13 protein-coding genes and 1 riboswitch are annotated in these 20,584 nt (G+C 59.8%); of the genes, 5 read left to right on the forward strand and 8 right to left on the reverse strand.

Going from position 1 to position 20,584, the window contains the following annotated elements; translation table 11 throughout:
* Positions 1-25 precede the first annotated feature (25 nt).
* The 5 genes from fre to trxA form a co-directional block, all read right to left on the reverse strand.
* Positions 26-724: an NAD(P)H-flavin reductase gene (gene fre / locus AB5Y82_RS10930; RefSeq protein ID WP_368173951.1), complete on the reverse strand. Its 699-nt coding sequence runs from the start codon at positions 722-724 to the stop codon at positions 26-28.
* Positions 725-870: 146 nt separating this feature from the next.
* On the reverse strand, positions 871-2,340 hold the full coding sequence (gene ubiD / locus AB5Y82_RS10935) for a 4-hydroxy-3-polyprenylbenzoate decarboxylase (RefSeq protein ID WP_005339421.1): 1,470 nt from the start codon (positions 2,338-2,340) through the stop codon (positions 871-873).
* A gap of 33 nt (positions 2,341-2,373) precedes the next feature.
* Positions 2,374-3,366 (reverse strand): hypothetical protein, encoded by a 993-nt coding sequence (locus tag AB5Y82_RS10940; protein WP_265061818.1) that lies wholly within the window; start codon positions 3,364-3,366, stop codon positions 2,374-2,376.
* Positions 3,367-3,474: 108 nt separating this feature from the next.
* Positions 3,475-4,740, reverse strand: coding sequence for a transcription termination factor Rho (rho, locus tag AB5Y82_RS10945; RefSeq protein WP_005339417.1), 1,266 nt, complete (start codon positions 4,738-4,740; stop codon positions 3,475-3,477).
* A gap of 204 nt (positions 4,741-4,944) precedes the next feature.
* Entirely contained in the window at positions 4,945-5,271 is a 327-nt protein-coding gene (gene trxA / locus AB5Y82_RS10950) for a thioredoxin TrxA (protein WP_005339416.1), read from the reverse strand.
* A 113-nt stretch (positions 5,272-5,384) separates the two neighbouring features.
* Between trxA and rhlB the strand changes: the two genes are divergently transcribed.
* The 3 genes from rhlB to AB5Y82_RS10965 are packed head-to-tail and all read left to right on the forward strand — an operon-like array spanning position 5,385 to position 8,461.
* Positions 5,385-6,674 (forward strand): ATP-dependent RNA helicase RhlB, encoded by a 1,290-nt coding sequence (gene rhlB / locus AB5Y82_RS10955; RefSeq protein WP_005339414.1) that lies wholly within the window; start codon positions 5,385-5,387, stop codon positions 6,672-6,674.
* Positions 6,675-6,685: 11 nt separating this feature from the next.
* Positions 6,686-8,176 carry a guanosine-5'-triphosphate,3'-diphosphate diphosphatase gene (gppA, locus tag AB5Y82_RS10960; RefSeq protein WP_005355894.1) on the forward strand — a complete coding sequence of 497 codons (1,491 nt, stop codon included), beginning with the start codon at positions 6,686-6,688 and terminating at the stop codon, positions 8,174-8,176.
* A 30-nt stretch (positions 8,177-8,206) separates the two neighbouring features.
* A complete protein-coding gene (locus tag AB5Y82_RS10965) occupies positions 8,207-8,461 on the forward strand; it encodes a Rho-binding antiterminator (RefSeq protein WP_042054704.1) in 255 nt (84 codons plus the stop codon).
* A gap of 70 nt (positions 8,462-8,531) precedes the next feature.
* Here the strand turns inward: AB5Y82_RS10965 and AB5Y82_RS10970 are convergent, their stop codons facing one another.
* The 3 genes from AB5Y82_RS10970 to prlC all read right to left on the reverse strand — a co-directional run bounded on the left by AB5Y82_RS10970 (position 8,532) and on the right by prlC (position 14,147).
* Entirely contained in the window at positions 8,532-9,284 is a 753-nt protein-coding gene (locus AB5Y82_RS10970; RefSeq protein WP_106844570.1) for a class I SAM-dependent methyltransferase, read from the reverse strand.
* 63 nt (positions 9,285-9,347) lie between these two features.
* Positions 9,348-11,897: a bifunctional diguanylate cyclase/phosphodiesterase gene (locus AB5Y82_RS10975; protein WP_111901170.1), complete on the reverse strand. Its 2,550-nt coding sequence runs from the start codon at positions 11,895-11,897 to the stop codon at positions 9,348-9,350.
* A gap of 207 nt (positions 11,898-12,104) precedes the next feature.
* Positions 12,105-14,147: an oligopeptidase A gene (gene prlC / locus AB5Y82_RS10980; protein ID WP_111901169.1), complete on the reverse strand. Its 2,043-nt coding sequence runs from the start codon at positions 14,145-14,147 to the stop codon at positions 12,105-12,107.
* A 424-nt stretch (positions 14,148-14,571) separates the two neighbouring features.
* A riboswitch (cyclic di-GMP riboswitch) is annotated at positions 14,572-14,657 on the forward strand.
* Between the two features lie 50 nt (positions 14,658-14,707).
* On the opposite strand from prlC, the gene AB5Y82_RS10985 reads away from it, so the two are divergent.
* Both AB5Y82_RS10985 and AB5Y82_RS10990 read left to right on the forward strand, forming a co-directional pair.
* The gene (locus AB5Y82_RS10985) at positions 14,708-16,897 is read left to right on the forward strand and encodes an immunoglobulin-like domain-containing protein (protein WP_368173952.1); all 2,190 of its coding nucleotides are present in this window, start codon (positions 14,708-14,710) and stop codon (positions 16,895-16,897) included.
* A gap of 169 nt (positions 16,898-17,066) precedes the next feature.
* Positions 17,067-20,573, forward strand: coding sequence for a hypothetical protein (locus AB5Y82_RS10990; protein WP_368173953.1), 3,507 nt, complete (start codon positions 17,067-17,069; stop codon positions 20,571-20,573).
* Positions 20,574-20,584 lie beyond the last annotated feature (11 nt).

The following is a 20,584-nucleotide window of genomic DNA, read 5'->3' on the forward strand; positions in this document are numbered from 1 at the left end:
CTGCGTCATCCAAGCGGGGATCCCGTCAGATAAATTCGTAGGCGTCACCAAAGATGCGCTCCGGCTCGGCGCCAAGGATCTTGAACTCCTCCCGCGCGGCACCCGCCATCTCGAAACGGCCGGCGACATAGATGTCGTGGTCGTGGAGGCTGACGAAATCATCCATGATCGCCTTGTGCACCAGCCCGCTCTTGCCGGTCCAGTCAGCCTCCGGCTCCTGCACCACCGGAATAAAGGTGAGCGGCGCATAGTCACGCTCCCACTGCTGCATCTGCTCCAGCTCATAGAGCCAGTGAGCCTGACGCACCCCCCAGTAGAAGAACACCGGGCGCTTGCTGCCCGTGTCGATCAGGTACTCCAGAATGGAGCGGGCGTAAGAGAAGCCGGTGCCGCCCGCCATCAGGATCAGTGGACGAGGGGATTCATCGCGCAGGAACGCCTTGCCAGCCGGCAATTCAACCTCGATCTCCCCCTGCTCGCGCATGCGGGCCAGCACCTGACCGGCGTAGGCGTTTTCGGGAGTGGCACCAATTTGCAGCTCCAGCACGCCCGGGCGGGTCGGCGAGTTGGCGATGGAGAAGGGGCGCTTGTCCGAATCGCTCATCACCACCAGCAGATACTGGCCCGGCTTGAAGCTGATCGCTTGCTGCGGCGTCAGGGCCACATGCCAGATGGTGTCGACATATTCGCGCAGTTCCTCTACGCGGCATTTGATACGTTGCATTCTTGTCCTTGTGGCGGGCTCGCTCGGCCCGCTTCGCTCATTGTTTCACTATGGAGTGACGACCAGCAGCCCTGGCCCCGTCAGTCGAGAATACTCAAATCAGTGCGGATCGCATCACTTTTTGCAGCAAAGCTGTCATGTTTACCTCATCCGAGGATATTGAGCTCATCCCAGATGGCATCGACCTTCTGCTTCACCGCCTCATCCTGAACTATGGGCTGACCCCACTCCCGATTGGTCTCGCCCGGCCACTTGTTGGTGGCATCCAGCCCCATTTTGGAGCCGAGGCCGGAGACCGGCGAGGCGAAGTCCAGATAGTCGATCGGGGTGTGCTCGATCAAGGTGGTGTCCCGTGCCGGGTCCATCCGGGTGGTGATGGCCCAGATCACATCCTTCCAGTCGCGGGCGTTGACGTCATCGTCACACACCACCACGAACTTGGTGTACATGAACTGGCGCAGGAAGGACCAGACCCCCAGCATCACCCGCTTGGCGTGGCCCGGGTAACGCTTCTTGATGGTCACCACCGCCATCCGGTAGGAGCACCCCTCCGGCGGAAGATAGAAGTCCACAATCTCGGGGAACTGCTTCTGCAGCAGCGGCACAAACACCTCGTTCAGCGCCAGACCCAGCACCGCCGGTTCATCGGGCGGACGGCCGGTGTAGGTGCTGTGATAGATGGCATCGCGCCGCTTGGTGATGTGGGTGATGGTGAAGACCGGGAACTCGTCCACCTCGTTGTAGTAGCCGGTGTGGTCGCCATAAGGGCCTTCCGGCGCCATCTCACCCGGCTCAAGATAGCCTTCCAGCACGATCTCGGCGCTGGCGGGCACCTCCAAATCGCAGCTGATGGCCTTGATCACTTCGGTACGGCTGCCGCGCAGCAGACCGGCAAAGGCATATTCGGAGAGGGTATCCGGCACCGGCGTCACCGCGCCGAGAATGGTCGCCGGATCGGCGCCGAGCGCCACCACCACCGGGAATCGCTCACCGGGATGGGCCTCCTGCCACTCGCGAAAATCGATGGCACCGCCACGATGATCCAGCCAGCGCATGATCAGCTTGTTTTTGGCGATCTTCTGCTGGCGATAGATGCCGAGGTTCTGGCGCTTCTTGTAGGGGCCGCGGGTGATGGTGAGGCCCCAGGTGACCAGCGGCGCCACATCGCCGGGCCAGCAGTGCTGGATCGGGATCTGGTCGAGATCGACCGCATCGCCCTCCTGTACCACCTGCTGGCAGGGGGCAGAAGAGAGGCGTTTAGTCGGCATGTTGAGCACCTGCTTGAAGATCGGCAGCTTCTCCATCAGCTCCTTGAATCCCTTGGGCGGCTCGGGCTCCTTGAGATAGGAGAGCCAGACCCCGACCTGACGCAAGGCGCCCACATCGGGCTGGCCCATGCCCATGGCAACCCGATCCGGGGTACCGAACAGGTTGGTCAGCACCGGCATGGTGTAGCCTTTGGGATTTTCGAACAGCAGAGCCGGGCCACCCGCACGCAGGGTGCGGTCGCTGATCTCGGTCATCTCCAGATAGGGATCTATCTCGCGGGTAATGCGCTTGAGTTGTCCGTTTTGTTCCAGCTGCGCGATGAAATCACGCAAATCCTTGTATTTCATGCAAGTTCCCAACCGGGTTCAGGAGGTCACGCATTATAACCCTGGCTGCCCATCGGGTGTACCCGAATCGGGCAGCAGACTCGGTGCAATGGGTGGCATGTCACGCTGGCCGAGGCGTCTGGCCAGTGCAGAGAGCAGCTGGGGCTCGTCCACCTCCATCAACAGACCGGCCACCAGCGCCCCGTATTGACGGTTGGAGAGTTCCGCCAGCAGGTATTTCTGGGCTTGCGGCGGCAAGGGCGAGAGTGCGCTCAGCTGCCGCAGGGCGGCTCCCTTCAATCCCTCATTGCCACTGGCGGCAATCAGCAGATCGCTGGCAGCACTGCCGTGATGAAAGCGGCTGATGGTGGAGAGTGCGCGCAGCGCATCCTGATCTGCCGGCCGCCGCCACAGCATGCTATAGAGCGCCGGTTCGCCAGTGCGCTGCAACAGATGGAACAACAGATGATTGTCGGGCAGATAGATATTCTGGCTGGCCAGCACTTGCGCCTCCCGCATCCAGATCGGTTGCGGCAAGGTGTCGAGGGCCAGCAACAGGGCTTGCTGCTGCGTGGCTAGATCGGGGTTACTGCTGTAGTAGATGGACTTTAGCTGGAAGCTGCCCTGGGCAAGCTGCTGCCGATAGCGCTGCATCAGTGATTGCAGCTGCCACTCCCCCAGCAGCTGACGGGCCTGCGCGGCAAAATCATAGACAGGTTGCTGCACCAGAAAACCGTCGACCTGCTGCTCCATGAGCCACTCGGGTGCCTTGTCGGCCTGAGCCTCGACCCACTGTTGCAACGCAGGAGATGCAGGGGTGGTAGCGGGAATATCCCGCAGCAGCTGCAACAGCAGGAACTCCCGCCGCTCGCGACTCAGGGTCGCCAGCAGAGAGTCGATGGCTGCAAATTGCCCCTCCTGCAGACGGCCCGCCAGATAGCGCTGGTGAGTCTGCAACGTCTCGGCTGTCACCGCGATCGGTGCACTTTGCGCGCAGGCTGGCATTGCACTCAGCAACCCCAGCAATAACCAGAAAACAGGCTTCATGACGTCTCCATCCATGTGACATCGGGATCTCATACTACTAGGGCGACCGGAAAACAGATAAACAAAAACCGCGACCATGGCCGCGGTTTCGTCATTTTCTGACCGGACTTACTTCTGCTGGCGCCGCATGGCGTCGAAGAACTCGTCGTTGGTCTTGGTCATCGCCAGCTTGTCGATGAGGAATTCGATACCGTCGATCTCGCCCATCGGGTGGACAATCTTGCGCAGGATCCACATCTTCTGCAGCTCGTCACCTGAGGTGAGCAGCTCTTCTTTACGGGTGCCTGAGCGGGTGATGTCGATGGCCGGGTAGACGCGCTTCTCGGCAATCTTGCGCGAGAGGTGCAGTTCCATGTTGCCGGTACCCTTGAACTCTTCGTAGATAACCTCGTCCATTTTGGAACCGGTATCGATCAGCGCGGTAGCGATGATGGTCAGGCTGCCGCCCTCTTCAACATTACGCGCGGCGCCGAAGAAGCGCTTGGGACGGTGCAGGGCGTTGGCATCCACACCACCGGTCAGTACCTTGCCGGATGACGGGATGACGGTGTTGTAGGCGCGAGCCAGACGGGTGATGGAGTCCAGCAGGATCACCACATCTTTCTTGTGCTCGACCAGACGCTTGGCCTTCTCGATCACCATTTCGGCAACCTGAACGTGACGGGAAGCAGGTTCGTCAAAGGTGGAAGCGATCACTTCACCTTTCACCATGCGCTGCATCTCGGTCACCTCTTCCGGACGCTCGTCGATCAGCAGAACGATCAGTTCACAATCCGGGTGGTTGTAGGCGATGCTCTGGGCGATGTTCTGCAGCAGCATCGTCTTACCGGCCTTGGGCGGCGCCACGATCAGGCCACGCTGGCCTTTACCGATGGGGGAAGCCAGGTCCAGTACACGGGCGGTGATATCCTCGGTAGAGCCGTTACCCCGTTCCATACGCAGACGTTCGTTGGCATGCAGGGGGGTAAGGTTTTCAAACAGGATCTTGTTGCGGGAGTTTTCCGGACGGTCGTAGTTGACCTCATTGACCTTGAGCAGTGCGAAGTAGCGTTCGCCCTCTTTCGGTGGCCGGATCTTGCCGGAAATGGTATCGCCGGTACGCAGGTTGAAACGGCGGATCTGGCTCGGGGAGACGTAGATATCGTCAGGGCCTGCCAGATAGGAGCCGTCTGCACTGCGCAGAAAGCCGAAACCATCGGTCAGGATTTCCAGCACACCGTCGCCAAAGATATCTTCACCACCCTTGGCGTGCGCCTTGAGGATTGCAAAAATAATATCTTTCTTGTGCGCCCGAGCCAGATTTTCCAACCCCATGGATTCGCCAAGCTTGACCAGCTCGGACACAGGAGTGTTCTTTAATTCAGTCAGATTCATAGTGGTGAAAGTCTGTAAGCAAGGATTGAAATGAGGAGACAGTCTGCTGGATTGATGCTGATCGGATTTGATTGCCAGGCTGTGGTTAGCAAAGAGTCAGGCAAAAAGGTTAGCAAACGAGCGATAAACTAGCACCAATCGGGATGAGCGTCTAGGTGATAAAACACAAGGAGCGCATTATTGCAATGCGCTCCTCTTTAATTATTACAGGTTGCCGTCCAGGAACTCTTTCAGCTGAGTCTTGGACAGTGCACCGACCTTGGTCGCTGCCACTTCGCCATTCTTGAACAGCAAGAGGGTCGGGATACCACGAATGCCGTACTTGGGCGGAGTATCAGAGTTATGGTCGATGTTCAGTTTGGCTACGGTCACGCGACCTTCGTACTCTTGGGCAACTTCTTCCAGGATCGGGGCAATCATCTTGCACGGACCACACCACTCGGCCCAGAAGTCGACCAGAACGGCGCCATCGGCTTTGATTACATCTGCCTCGAAGCTGGCATCGCTCAGCTGAACAATCTTGTCACTCATCTCCAACTCCAGTCAGTAATTAAGGCTTTATTGACATATCAACAAAGGCAATAGTTGCCCTATTTGAAATGATCCTGTTTATTATTGCAAGCCTAACCTGATAACCTACCGCCATGAGCAAAACACACTTAACGACCGACAAATTCGCCCAAATGGGCCTCGAACCCGAAGTTCTGGCTGGCCTGGAATCAAAGGGATTTCACTATTGCACGCCCATCCAGGCACTGTCTCTGCCACTGCTGGTAGAAGGTCATGACCTCGCCGGTCAGGCCCAGACAGGAACCGGCAAGACCATTGCCTTCCTGGCCGCGACATTCAACTATTTGCTGACTCACCCGCTGACCAAGCCCCGTCTGGTTAATCAACCCAGAGCCATCATCATGGCACCCACCCGGGAACTGGCAGTACAGATCTATAACGATGCCGACAGCATCGCCGCCTCTACCGGCCTGAAACTCGGCCTCGCCTACGGTGGCGAAGGTTACGACAAGCAGCTGGCCGTGCTGGAGCAGGGCGTCGACATCCTGATCGGCACCACCGGCCGCATCATCGACTACTTCAAGTCCAAGGTGATCGATCTGAGCAACATTCAGGTCGTGGTTCTGGACGAAGCGGATCGCATGTTCGATCTGGGCTTCATCAAGGACATCCGCTTCCTGTTCCGCCGCATGCCGCCCGCGACCGAGCGTCTGAGCATGCTTTTCTCCGCCACCCTCTCCCTGCGTGTGCAGGAGCTGGCCTACGAACACATGAACCACCCGGAACATGTGCAGGTAGAGCCGGAGCAGATGACCGGCGTGCGGATCAAGGAGGAGCTGTTCTACCCCTCCAATGAAGACAAGATGTTGCTGCTGCTCTCCCTGATGGAAGAGGAGTGGCCGGAAAAAGCGATCGTCTTCGCCAACACCAAGCACGTCTGTGAAGACGTCCATGCCTGGCTGGAAAACGACGGCCATCGCGTCGGTCTGCTGACCGGTGATGTGCCACAGAAGAAGCGGATGAAGATCCTCGAGGATTTCACCAAGGGTGCGCTCGATATTCTGGTCGCCACCGACGTGGCCGCCCGTGGTCTGCACATCCCTGACGTGACCCACGTCTTCAACTATGACCTGCCCGACGACGCCGAAGACTATGTACACCGTATCGGTCGTACCGGTCGTGCCGGCAAGAGCGGTCACTCCATCAGCCTGGCCTGTGAAGACTATGCCTTCAACCTGCCGGCCATCGAGGAGTACATCCACCACGCCATTCCGGTCAGCAAATATGATCGCGAAGCGCTGCTGGATGACGTGACCCCGCCGAAACGGGTGTTCCGCAACCGTCAGCCGGTGAACCGCAACATGCGGGATCGTCAGGGCGGTGGCAACAGCAACAACCGTCGTCGTCCGCCGCGCAAGAGCTAAGGACAGGCCCGTTGCACAACTCGCCTCTCTATGCCGCCATCGACCTCGGCTCCAACAGCTTTCATATGCTGGTGGTGCGCGAGGTCGCCGGTGCCCTGCGCACCGTCGCCAAGGTAAAGCGCAAGGTTCGCCTTGCCGCCGGGCTCGATCCGGAATTTCGTCTCAGCCGTGCCGCCATGGAGCGGGGCTGGGACTGTTTGCGTCTCTTCTCCGAACAGTTGCAGGACATCCCGGCCGACAATATACGAGTGGTGGGCACGGCCACACTGCGCCTTGCCACCAACGTCGACGAGTTCCTCAGCGAAGCGGAACGGGTACTCAACCACAGCATCGAGATCATCTCGGGCGAGGAAGAGGCCAAGACCATCTATGAAGGGGTCTCCTGGACCTCTGCCGGGGAAGGCAACCGGCTGGTGATCGACATCGGCGGTGCCAGTACCGAACTGGTGATTGGCGAACATAGCGAAGCAAAACTGCTCAACAGCCTGCACATGGGCTGCGTCACTTGGCTCAACAATCACTTTGGTGATGGCGAGCTCTCCGAAGCCCGTTTCGAGCAGGCGATTGCCGCCGCCAAGGCGGTGCTGGAGAAGGTGGCGGAAGATTACCGCGCCCTCGGCTGGCGTACCTGTGTCGGCGCCTCCGGCACGGTACAGGCGCTGCAAGAGATCATGCTGGCGCAAGGGAAGAGCGAACGGGTCACCCTGCCGAAACTGCAGGAGCTGATGGGTCAGGCCATCGCCTGCGGCAAGCTCGACCGGCTGCAACTGGAAGGGCTGGCGGCCGAGCGGCTGACCGTGTTCCCCTCCGGTCTCGCCATCCTGATCGCCATCTTCGAAACCCTCGATATCGAGAGCATGACCCTCGCGGGTGGCGCCCTGCGTGAAGGACTGATCTACGGTCTGCTGGGTAACAATCACGACTGTGATGCCCGGGATCGCACCGCCGACAGCCTGATCAGCCGCTATCAGCTGGATAAAGAGCACGCCGAACGGGTGCGCGATACCGCCGTCGAGGCGTTCAACCAGCTGCAACCGGCCTGGCGACTCTCCAAACGCTACGGTCGCCCGATCTTGCGTTATGCCGCCCTGCTGCACGAGATCGGCCTCTGTATCGAGTACAAGAAGGCGCCGCAACACGCCGCCTACATCATCGACAACATCGATATGCCGGGCTTTACTCCTGCGCAAAAGAAGCTGTTGTCGGCCCTGCTGTTCAACCAGCGGGACGAATTCAAGCTGGAACCACTGGAGAAACAGGGTGCCGTCACCGGTCGTCAGGCGATCCGGCTGGCCCGTATCCTGCGCATCGCGCTGATCCTCTGCATGCGCCGCACCCAGGGCACAGTGCCCAGCTTCACCCTGCAGGCAGAAGAGGAGTCACTGACCCTGACCCTGCCCAAGGGCTGGATGGATGAACACTACCTGCGCGCCAGCGAGCTGCGCTTTGAAGTGGAACGCCAGCAGAAGATGGGCTGGCCGACCCGCGTACAGGAAGCCTGACTCAGCAACCTGCCTGTTTTGGAGCCGAACATGCCGGATTATCAACCCATCAGCTGCGATCTCTACGACTGGCTCGAAATTGCTGCCAGCTGGCAACTGCCGGTAACCCTCACCAGCCGCGATGATCGCCAATGGGATGACAAGATCCGCACTATCGAAGCCAGCGAAGGGGTCGAGTATCTGCTGCTGCACAGTGGCGAGCGGCTCAGTCTGGCAGAACTGGCGACCCTGCGCCTGAACTGGCAAGGGGAAGAAAAGCTGATCCGCTTCGCGCCAACCAACTGAATCCAATACGAAAAAGGAGGGCCAACATGACGCTGGCCCTCCTTTTTGCATCTGCGGCTCACACCGGCTGTTAACCCGCTGCCAGCGCCGCCATCACATAGACATCAAAGCGGTTGCTCTTGGTTTCGATGGCCATGCTGGGTTTATGCTCGTTGAGCCAGCCGGCGTAGTCCGGCCGCTTCACCACCACCCGCTTATCAGCCATCTTGAGCGCAGCAGGCAACAAGGCATCCGCATCGAGATCCGGCCCCACCAGCGACTGGAACACCCGCATCTCTTTTTTCACCAGCGCCGACTTCTGCTTGTGGGGGAACATGGGGTCGAGGTAGATCACCTCGGGCCGCTCCGGCAGCGCCAGCAGATTGTCCACCGCCGGGCCTTGCAGCAGGTGCATCCGCTCACTGACCCAGGGGCCAATCTCGGGATCCTGTGCCGCCCGCGCCAGCCCATCCTGCAACAGAGCGGCCACCACAGGGCTGCGTTCGATCAGGGTCACCTTGCAACCGAGGGAAGCGAGCACGAAGGCATCGCGCCCCAGACCGGCAGTGGCATCCACCACGGTGGGTGTGGCGCCGGCCTTGAGCCCCACTGCCTTGGCGATGGACTGGCCGCGACCACCACCAAACTTGCGACGATGTGCCACCGCCCCTTCCACGAAGTCCACATAGACGGCACCCAGCTTGGGCTCATCCAGCTTGCGCAGTTCCAGTCTCTCTTCAGTCAGTACCAGCGCAAACGGAGCCGGAAACTCCACGTCGGCAAGGCGTAAACGCAGGGCGTCGAGCTCGCCATCACGGGCGGGGGCTTCACTGAAAACCTGAATATGGGGCATAGGAGACAGACTCATGGCACGTACAGAAGCGGCCATGATAACAGAAGCGGTGGATCAGCTCACGACAGTGAGGTTCATCCCCTGACGGTTGAGAGCGAGGTAATCAATGAGATCGTCATAGGCCAGCGGGCGGCTGAGCAGATAACCCTGGGTGAAGGCACACCCCTTCTGGCAGAGGAAGTTGAGCTGCTCGCGGGTCTCAACCCCCTCGATCACCACCTGCATGCCGAGGTTGTGCACTATGTTGATGATGCCGTCGAGCAGCATCCGATCCTGCTCGTTGAAGGGGATATGGCGCACGAAGGAGCGGTCGATCTTGACCAGATCGACCGGGAAGGTGCGCAGATAGTTGAGGGCCGAGTAGCCGGTACCGAAATCGTCGATGGCCAGCTTGCAGCCCGCCTCGCGCAGGGCATCGATCCGCACCCTGTGCTGATCACTGCTCTCCATCAGCAAAGATTCGGTGATTTCGATGACGATGTCGGCAGGATCGAGCCCGAAGTGCTGGATCACCTTGAGCCACTCGCTCGCCTCTGGGTCGATGGTCTGGAACTCCATGGTGGAGCGGTTGATCGACATCTGCAGATCCGGGAAGCCGGATTGCTGCAACCGCGCCAGATCCCGGCACGACTGCCACAATACCAGCGCACCCAGCCCCTGAATCAGACCTGCCTCTTCCGCCAGCGGAATAAACTCGGCAGGGGATACCTGCCCCCAGTGGGGGTGATACCAGCGCACCAGCGCCTCCAGCTTGGCGACCCGTCCGCTGCGGTTGTCCCAGATCGGCTGGTAGGCCATGGTCAGCTGCTCCAGCTTGATCGCTTCGGCCAAATCCTGCTGCATCTGGTGGCGCTGGCGCACCTCTTCCCGCATGGATGAGCAGTAGGCACCGAGCAACCTTCCCTGCCGCTTGGCCGCAAACAGCGCCTGTTCGGCATTGCGCAGCAGCTCATCGCTCTCGCTGCCATCGACCGGGCAGAGGGTCATGCCGATGGTCGCGGTCACATAGAGGTGCTGGTTGGCCAGCATAAAGGGGCGGGCGAAGCTGCCGATCACCTGCTTGGCAAACACCTCGGCCTGACGGCGGGTGACGATGCCGGGCACCAGGAACGCGAACTCGTCGCCACCGATGCGGGCCACCAAATCTTCGGTGCGCACCCGGCTAACCAGTCGATCCGACACCTCCCGCAGCAGGGCATCGCCAGCATGGTGATCCATGCTGTTATTGACCGCCTTGAAGTTGTTGAGGTCGAGCACCATGAGCGCGAAGCGCTCGCCCCGCTCGCAGAAGCGGGTGAGGCAGCGGCCAAACAGCCAGCGGTTGGGCAGGCTGGTAAGGTTGTCGTAGTTGGCCTGGGTCGCGATCTTCTGCTCGGCCACTTTGGTCTGGGAAAGATCGCTGAAAATGGCGATATATTGCTGGATTTTGCCGGCTTCGCGCAGGGTACTTATCATCAGCTGCTGCGGATAGAGCTTGCCGTTCTTGCGCTTGTTCCACACCTCGCCACGCCACACCCCCACCCGCTCCAGCGCATGGTACATATCGGCATAGAAGGTCTGATCGTGCAGCCCGGACTTGAGCATGCTGGGACGCTGGCCCCGCACCTCGTCGCTGCTGTAGCCGGTGATCTGCTCGAAGGCCGGGTTAACCGAGATGATGCGGCTGTCGGCATCGCACACCAGAATGGCCTCGGAGAGGTTGTCGTAGACCCGGTGAGAAAGCTTGAGCTGCTCCGCATGGCGCTTGAGGGGATCGATATTCTCCAGCAGCACCATCAGGTAGTCCGGCTGCTGCTGCTCGTCGCGGATCAGGGTGACCGTTACCCGCCCCCACAGGATCTCGCCCCCCTTGCAGAAGTAGCGCTTCTCCTGGGTGAAACTGCTGCGCTCGCCGCGCCGGATCTCTTCGTAGCACTCAAGGCTGCGCTGCCAATCCTCCGGGTGATTGATGTCGGAGATGGAGCGATGAAGCAGCTCGTCGAGGGGATAGCCCAACATCTTCTCGATAGCCGGATTGGCCCAGAGAATGCGGCCGGTGAGATCGAGCTTGCCGATCCCCACCGGGGCCTGAAACAGCATGCTCTGCAGCACATGGGGGGTATCAGGCAAGAGTTGCGGCTGCTGGCGTTGCAGCATCAGCGCCAGTTCGCGACCGGCCAGCGGCCCCAGCAACCGGAGCAGCCCCATCACCTTGGTCATATTGGCCTGCGGCTGACGATAGAGCAGGCAGCAGATACCGATGGTCTCGCCATCCGCATCCTTGAGGGCGATCCCGGCGTAGGCCTGGGCCTGCCACGCATCGGCAAGTGGCATCGCGGGGAACAGCTGCAACAGACGATCGCTGAACCAGGCTTCCCCCTCCTGCCAGGTAATGGCATCGGGAGAGTCAGTGATTGGCAGCATCAGGGTATCGGGGTCAAGAGAGGAGGGATGGGCAGCCTGAACCGTAAGATGGGAAGCATTTGATTCCCTGCTGGCGATCAGGACGACATCAGCCATCACAGCAGCGGCGATTTCACTCACAAAGGTATCGAAATATCCCTGGCCGCTCGAATGAGCCAGACTTGAGATGATTTGATAGACGGAATCGAGTGCTCGCCTCATGGCAAGTGGCTTTCTCTCCTTGAAGGTTAGAACACGACTCTACTGAAGAGCCGTGGGCAGTGCAAATATGCAATCAGCAAGATATTAAAAAGCCTTGAAAAAAGGGACCAAAAGGTCCCTTTTTGTCGCAGAAATCACGACTCGATCCCACTATGCCGCAAAACAGTGTACCTGCTTGAAGCTCACACAGGCGGCGGGTCAGAAATCTCAGGCAGCGATCCCGCTATGTCGCAACAGCGCATCCACCTTGGGCTCACGGCCGCGGAAGGCTCGGAACAGCTCCATCGGCTCCTTCGAGCCCCCCTTCTCCAGAATATTCTTCAGGAAGGATTGGCCGGTCGCCGGGTTGAAGATCCCCTCCTCCTCGAAGCGGGAGAAGGCATCGGCAGAGAGCACTTCGGCCCACTTGTAGCTGTAGTAGCCCGCCGCATAGCCGCCCGCGAAGATGTGGGAGAAGCTGTGCTGGAAGCGGTTGAACACCGGTGGCGTCATCACTGCTACCTGACTGCGCACCTCGTCCAGCAGCGCCGGAAGCTGCGCCGGATTGGTCGGGTCAAACTCCTGATGGAGACGGAAGTCGAACAGGGCGAACTCCAGCTGACGCAGCATCTGCATCGCAGCCTGGAAGTTGCGGGCGGTCAGCATCTTCTCCAGCAGATCGGCAGGCAGCGGCTCGCCGGTCTCGTAGTGGCCGGAGATAAAGGCCAGCGCCTCGGACTCCCAGCACCAGTTCTCGAGGAACTGGCTCGGCAGCTCCACCGCATCCCAGGCCACGCCGTTGATACCGGCGACACCGGCAACGTCGATACGGGTCAGCATGTGGTGGATGCCGTGGCCAAACTCATGGAACAGGGTGACCACTTCGTTGTGGGTAAACAGCGCAGGCTTGCCATCCACCGGGCCGTTGAAGTTGCAGGTCAGGTAGGCCACCGGTTTTTGCAGCGAGCCATCCTGACGGTAGCGACGACCCAGACAGACATCCATCCAGGCCCCGCCCTGCTTGTGCTCGCGGGCGTAGAGGTCGAGATAGAAGCTGCCGCGCAGCTCGTCGTCGGCATCGAAGATGTCGTAGAAGCGCACGTCAGGGTGCCAGGTGTCGATGCCGAGACGCTCGCGCACCTTCATGCCGAACACCCGCTTCACCACTTCGAACAACCCCTTCACCACCTTGCTGGCGGGGAAGTAGGGGCGCAGCTGCTCATCGGAGATGGAGAACTTGTGCTGCTTGAGCTTCTCGGCGTAGTAGGCGAGATCCCAAGCTGCCAACTCGCTCTGACCATGCTGCTCGGCGGCGAAGGCGCGGATCTCCTCCAGTTCGGCCTTGCCTTGCGGCAGGGATTTAGCCGCCAGATCGGTGAGGAAGCTCACCACCTGTTCGGTCTTGTCCGCCATCTTGGTGGCCAGGGAGAGCTCGGCATAGTTGGCGAACCCCAGCAGCTGAGCCAGTTCGCGGCGCAGGGTGAGCAGCTCGCTCATGATGGCGGAGTTGTCCCACTTGCCCGCATTGGGGCCCTGATCGGAGGCGCGGGTGGTGAAGGCTTCGTACATCTCGGCGCGCAGCTCGCGGTTGTCGGCATACATCATCACCGGCAGATAAGAGGGGATATCCAACGTGAACAGCCACCCCTCTTTGCCTTTAAGTTCAGCCATCTGACGGGCAGCGGCACGCACGCTCTCGGGCAGACCGGCCAATTCGGCTTCATCGGCCACCAGCTTGTGCCAGCCCTGGGTTGCGTCCAGCACGTTGTTGCTGAAACGGGAGGCCAGCTCGGAGAGGCGGGCCTGAATTTCGCCGTAACGCTGCTGCGCCTCGGCAGGCAGACCGATGCCAGAGAGGCGGAAGTCACGCAGGGTATTCTGGATCTCCTTGCGCTGGGCGCCGCTGAGCAGCGGGAAATCATCGCTCTGGGAGAGGGCCAGATAGGCCTGATAGAGCCCTTCATGCTGACCAACATAGGTCTGGAATTCGGAGAGCAGCGGCAGGCAGGCATCATGGGCCTCGCGCAGCGCTTCGCTGTTGAGTACGGAGTTGAGGTGGCTGACCGGTGACCAGATCCGTGACAGGCGGTCATTTACCTCTTCCAGCGGGGCAATCAGGCTATCCCAGGTATGGGGATCACGCTGGGCCAGCACATCGCTGATCTTCTGCTTGCAGTCAGCAATAGCCTGAATCACGGCAGGCTGAACCTGCTCCGGCTTGATCTGGCTGAAAGGGGGCAGCGAATCCATTGTCAGCAAAGGGTTATTCATCCCGGTTACCTCTTGTTTGGTCTTGAACAGACCGCTTTAGCAGCTCTGTATGGCTTTCTAACATGTGGCCAAGCCACGCAATAATCAAGCGGGAATCCACCTCTCGGCACTGTTTTCCCCTCTTTGTGAGCTCAAACACCTCTCTGCCAGATACTGGACGGCAACAACATGAATAATCGGTACTTTTTTGCTCTTTTTGCGGCTTTTTCAACTCTCGAACCACAAGGGTGCAGACCAAATCCAATCGACAAAAGAGTAGGTTACAGCGGCCTATCTCCGGCCTTTTCCATGCTTGGAAAATAACCAATCAACAAGTTAATAACCAAAACAAATCATGCACATACGTTGATTAATTTATTTTTAAGTGCATATCATAAGCAGCCTGTTACTCAGGTCACTTGATTCTCTGTGCTGCACAGAAATCGGGTGAAAAAGGCAAAGTGACCCGAAAGGGCGCGACGCAAAGCCACCGGTCTAAGGGAAAACACCTATGACAGCGGGGCTGCCCCCGGGGACGTCCGGTCACAACCGACGCCCCATCTGCACCGTACGGAGAGACGATGAACAAACTCAAATTATCCCTGCTTGGCTGCCTGCTCGGCATGGGCGCCCCCATGGCATATGCCGCCAGTGCCGGTCAGGCGATGGTCAACCCCCAGTCCGGCGTAGTGGTCGGCTATTGGCACAACTGGTGTGACGGCTCGGGCTACAAGGGCGGTATCGCCCCCTGCGTCAAGCTCGATCAGGTCAACCCGCAATACAACGTGGTCGATGTCTCCTTCATGAAGGTGTATGGCAGCGATCCCATCCCCACCTTCAAACTCGACCCGGCCATCGGCATGAGCGAAAGGCAGTTTATCGAGCAGATTGCCGAGCTGAACCGTCAGGGCCGTGCCGTGCTGCTGGCGCTGGGCGGTGCCGATGCGCACATCGAGCTGCGCAAGGGTCAGGAGCAGGCCTTTGCCGACGAGATCATCCATCTGGTGGAGACCTATGGCTTCGACGGGCTGGATATCGATCTGGAACAGGCCGCCATCACCGCCGCCGACAACCAGACCGTGATCCCGGCGGCCCTGCGTCTGGTCAAGGATCACTACCGCACCCAGGGGAAAAACTTCCTCATCACCATGGCGCCGGAGTTCCCCTATCTGACCCAGACTGGCGCCTACATCCCCTATATCCGCAATCTGGAAGGGTACTACGACTGGATCAACCCTCAGTTCTACAACCAAGGTGGCGACGGTATCTACATCTATGGCATCGGCTGGATTGCCCAGAACAACGATGCCCTGAAAGAAGAGTTCATCTACTACATGGCGGATTCGCTGAGCAACGGAACCCGCGGCTTCTACAAGATCCCCCATGACAAGCTGGTGTTCGGCATTCCGACCAACATCGACGCCGCCGCCACCGGCTATGTGCAGGATCCGCAGAAGCTCTACAACGCCTTCAACCGCCTGAAGAGCGAGGGGCAACCGCTGCGTGGCGTGATGACCTGGTCCATCAACTGGGACATGGGCCGCAACGCCGCCGGTCAGTCCTACAACGAATCCTTCATCAAGAGCTACGGCCCCTTCATCCACGATCAGGAGATCACGCCCCCGGTCGACAACGGCAAGCCGGTGTTCAGCGGCCTGAGCGATACCCGCATCAAGCAGGGCACCACCTTTGATCCGCTGGCCGGTGTCAGCGCCAACGACAAGGAAGATGGCGACCTGACTGGCCAGATCCAGGTAGAAGGCTCGGTAGACAGCCAGCGCATCGGCCTCTACCCCCTCACCTACAAGGTGAGCGATCGCGACAACAACGTCACCGAGCAGGTACGCACCATCGAGGTCTACAGCATGAAGCCGGTATTCAGTGGGGTCACCGACACCACGCTGGAACTGGGTACCGCTTTCGATCCGATGACCGGCGTCAGCGCCCATGATGAAGAAGATGGCGACCTGACCACCCAAATCAAGGTCAGCGGCAACGTCGACAGCAGCAAGGTCGGCCGCTACACCCTCACCTATCAGGTGAGCGACAGCGCCGGTCAGCAGGTAACCCAGCAGCGCAACGTGACCGTCAGGGAGCAGGGCGCCGTCTGTGAAAACAGCTGGGATGCCAAGAAGGTCTACGTGGGCGGCGACATCGTCAGCCACAACGGCAAGAACTGGCTGGCAGGCTGGTGGACCCAGAACGAAGAGCCGGGCACCACGGGTGACTGGGGCGTCTGGCGCGTACAGGGCGACAGCGACTGCGGCGGCACAACGCCACCCGCCGAAGGCAGCAGCGACTTCACCGTCAGCGCCATGGCGAGCGAGTACACCATAGTCAACGGTCAGGTCAGCATCCGCTTCAACCTGACCACCGCCAACCCGGTACAGATCACCGCGACTCTGGAGCAGAGCGGCCACAGCCACGGTACCACCAGCAGCCAGGTGAACGGCACCAGCACCCTGGTACTGCAGGGCAGCAACGTCACCGATGGCAGCTACGAAGTGGTCATCACCGGTCTGGCTGACGGCCAGCAGCCGGTGGTACAGCGCTTCCCGGTTGCGCTGACCGAAGAGAACAGCGGGGGTGGCGAAGGTGACTACCCGGCCTACGCCCCCAACACCGGCTATCAGTCCGGTGATCGGGTCAGCAATGCCGGTGGCAACTACGAGTGCAAACCCTGGCCATACAGCGGCTGGTGTGGAGGCTCGACCAGCCACTATGCGCCGGGTACCGGCTCTGCCTGGAGCGATGCCTGGATCAAGCTCTGACCTTGTCCCAACCACTAACGGGGGCCGACAGGCCCCCGCCCATATCCTGCCCGTTGGCCACGCTGCCGATGGGCAGGATGCGCTGACCCGGACGGGTTAGCCCCTCTCTTTTACATGCTTGCCAACCACCAAAAAAACGTCCAACAACCACCAAGATAAGGAAATCACCATGCCAAGAACCACCAAGCTTGCCACCCTGCTCGGTCTGCTGCTGTCGGCCCATGTCGTGGCCGATGAGCGCGAACAAGCCTATTTCAAACAAACCTATCAGGAGCACTACGAGCAGATGACGGCGCGCCTCGCCGCGCTGCACCAGAGTGCGGCTGACGAGCAGAACGTGATCATCAAGGATGGCAAGCGACACCTTGCCATCAACGGCCTGCTCTACCCGCTGACAGCGGATAACCACATCCTGTTCGATCTGCCCAAACCCCACTTTTTCGACGAAACAGCCATTCGTAACGTCTTTGATTTCTTCGATGAGGAGTGGGAGCTGACCTGGTACGACGGTGGGGTCGTTGCGGTCAGCAAACGCTTTGGCAACTATGACTACGGCAACGGCTGTCTGCTGGAGTACTTCCCCCACGGCCAGATCCAGAATGGCGAACGCTCCCGGGTGGTGATGGAGACCAGCTCCTGCAGCGTCAACTCGTTTGCCACCTCGCTGCAATATCTGGACAAAGGCGAGGAGCTGACGGCCGACCAGCTGGGGCTGGACGCCAGCCTGATCACGGCGGTCGAGCGCTATCAGGATCGGCTCTATGTCAGCCAGAACGGCAATCCGGGCCATGTGGCCATTATCGATATCCCGAGCCGCCAGCAGATTGGCGAGATCCGCGGCACCGAAACCGGCAGTGCCACGGCCTACAACCAGGTCAGCGAACTGTTTGTCCGCAACAACCTGCTCTACGTGGTCTCGCGCTACTCGCACCGGGTCGATATCTTCGATCTGGCCGATGAACATCGCCATGTCACCACCCTGGGAACCGGTCGGGATTCCGGCAGCAACAGCCTGCACCGCGCCCAGGCCGTCTTTGCCAATCAGGATTACGTGCTGGTGGCCGATGCGCTGAGTGAGATCAAAGTCTACCGCCAGCAGGATGTGACGCCGGAGAACAGCCTCAAGACCCCCATCGCCGGTCGGCTCGCCTTTGAAGGAAAATACAGCCACCGTCTGGTGCAACTCCATCAGGTGGGTGACTATCTCCTGGCCCACACCGCCGGCAAAAACTACTACATCTATGACTTGCGCAAACTGGCTGATGCCATCGCCAGCAACACCCCGCTGGCGCCTGAGCAGGTGATCGCCGACAGCAATCTGCAAAAAATCGACATGGATAGCGATCGGCTGGTGGTGAACTTCAAGGACCGCATCGAGTGGCATGATGCCGATACCCTGATCGCCAACGACTTTCAGTTCAAGAACCCGACTTTTACTGTCCGGGAGATCAACCAGCAGCCCGTGGCGGCGCTGAAAGATCTCCAGCTGGCGGGCTCGGCGCTTGTCACCGCCAACGAGCGCGGCCTGGGTTTCAACCAGCTGCTGAGCAAGGAGATCAGCTTCACGGCCGACGAGCAGTTGCCGGCTCGCCCGCTGATCTTCGATCAGCTGATGCCGGCCACAGTCAGCTACATACTGCGCAATGACGAACCCTACGAGGTGCTGATCGATCGCGCCCAGCGTTCGGTCAACATCAATTCGCTGGTCAAGACCGAGCTGCTTGATAACGACACGGTGCGCATCACCAACTATGCCGCCAGAGAGCTGCATGACATCAATATCGAGTCACGCCTGAACGGTATCAACAAGTGGCTGATCCTGGGCCAGCTCGATCGCCTGCCCGCCTATGCCCAAATCACCCTGCCACTGAGCGCCTTTGGCGAGCAGGGACGCTTCAACAGCGCCAGCCGCGACGGAGTGTTTGATCTCAACAACCTGCTCGACAACAGCATCAATCTGCCCGCCCAGTTCGAGCACAGGTTCAGCTCCAACTCGGATCCGTTTGCCCAGAAGCTGGCACGCCTCAAGCCAAGCTGGAACGTGCGTTTCGCCACCAATACCAGCGGTTCCTGGCGCCCCATCAATGCCCTCTACGCCCGCGAGTGGCTGATCATCGCCACCAACCTGGCCTACATGGTCTCGACCGAGGAGTTCAAACACGTCTGGTACAACTTCAAGGCGGTGAACGGCTACGAGATGTTCGGCAATGGCGGCAACAGCTATGTGCCGAACGGGATCTTTACGGCCGCCGATTATGACTACTACTACCACAGCCTGATGAAGCGCCCCTACCTCAACCTGGGGATCACCGCCATGGGGGGCGGGCTCGGGAGTGGTGGCATCACCGGGGTCGATACCTTTAACTTTGTCAGTCACTACTACGGCAGCTGGGGCATCATTGCCCACGAATTTGGCCACGGCTTCGATGGGAAGTCCTACAGCCATGAGAGCGCGTTTGCCCGTGGCAGCCACGGCTGGCATCCCCTGATGACGGGCATGGCCAACTACCATATCCGCAAGGGCGACCTGCCCTATCTGGACGATGATCTCAACGGCTTCCACAAGCCGGAAAACGACATCTATCGCTACAACTCGGTCAGCCAGGGGGCTCGCAAGCACCGCGCTGACAGCCACATGTACTATACCGACCACTACTTCATGCAATTCTCCACCATGCCGCAAGGCTGGGTAGCCAACGGCAGCGACTTCAGTGCCGGGCAGCTGGCGGCCCTGACCAATCAGGAGCGACTGCTGATGGGCTGGATCCCCAAGGAGTCGGAGAAAGGCAATCTCTGCCGGTTCACCTTCCAGGATGGCGAGCAGTACTACGGCTACGTCGAACAACAGGCTGAGGGTCTGCTCTGTGATGCCGGCTCCCTGATCCGTTATCGTCAGCCTGATGGCCAGTTTGTGCCGCTGGTCTCGGCCATCAACCAGTTTGACTGGCTGTCACTCCACCACAAGGGCAAGCTGGCTCAGCCGGTGCTGCACCAGAATGGTCGCCAGCTCTGCTACAAGAATGTGGCGGGCTTTTACGGTATCGGCTTCGTCAATGACAACAACCAGTGCACCCAGCTGCCCAACGTCTATCAGACCAATGGCAAACACTGGCTGACCAGCTCTGGCTGGACCGGTCTGACCTACCTGAGCGGGGACTTCATCCTGCCCACGACCGGTAGCAACAGTGACTTCACCGTCACCGACCTGGCGTCTGAATATTCCATCGTTAACGGCGCGCTCGACTTCAGCCTGACGCTGACCACCGCCAACCCGGTGACCGTCACCGCGACCCTGTTGCAGGATGGCAATCCGGTCGCCACCGGCAGCGCTCTGATCGATGGTCAGGGTTCCCTGCAGCTGACGCAGTCGGGCCTAGCGGCCGGCAGTTACGAGCTGCTGCTGGCGGGCATGGCTGAGGGGAGCAAGCAGGGCTTCGAGCGCCGCTTCACCCTGGCATTGGTGGAACAGGCTCCGGGTGGTGACAGTAACGATGGTAACGGCAGCTACCCGGCCTATGTTGCGGGCACCGCTTATCAGAGTGGCGAACGGGTCAGCAATGCCGGTGGCGACTACGAGTGCAAACCCTGGCCCTATAGTGGCTGGTGTGGCGGCTCGACAAGCCACTATGAACCGGGTACCGGCAGCCACTGGAGCGATGCCTGGACCAAGCTGTAATCATCCGCTCG

Origin of the sequence: Aeromonas sp. s13 (assembly GCF_040907905.1) — a bacterium.
Taxonomy (GTDB): Bacteria; Pseudomonadota; Gammaproteobacteria; order Enterobacterales; family Aeromonadaceae; genus Aeromonas; species Aeromonas veronii.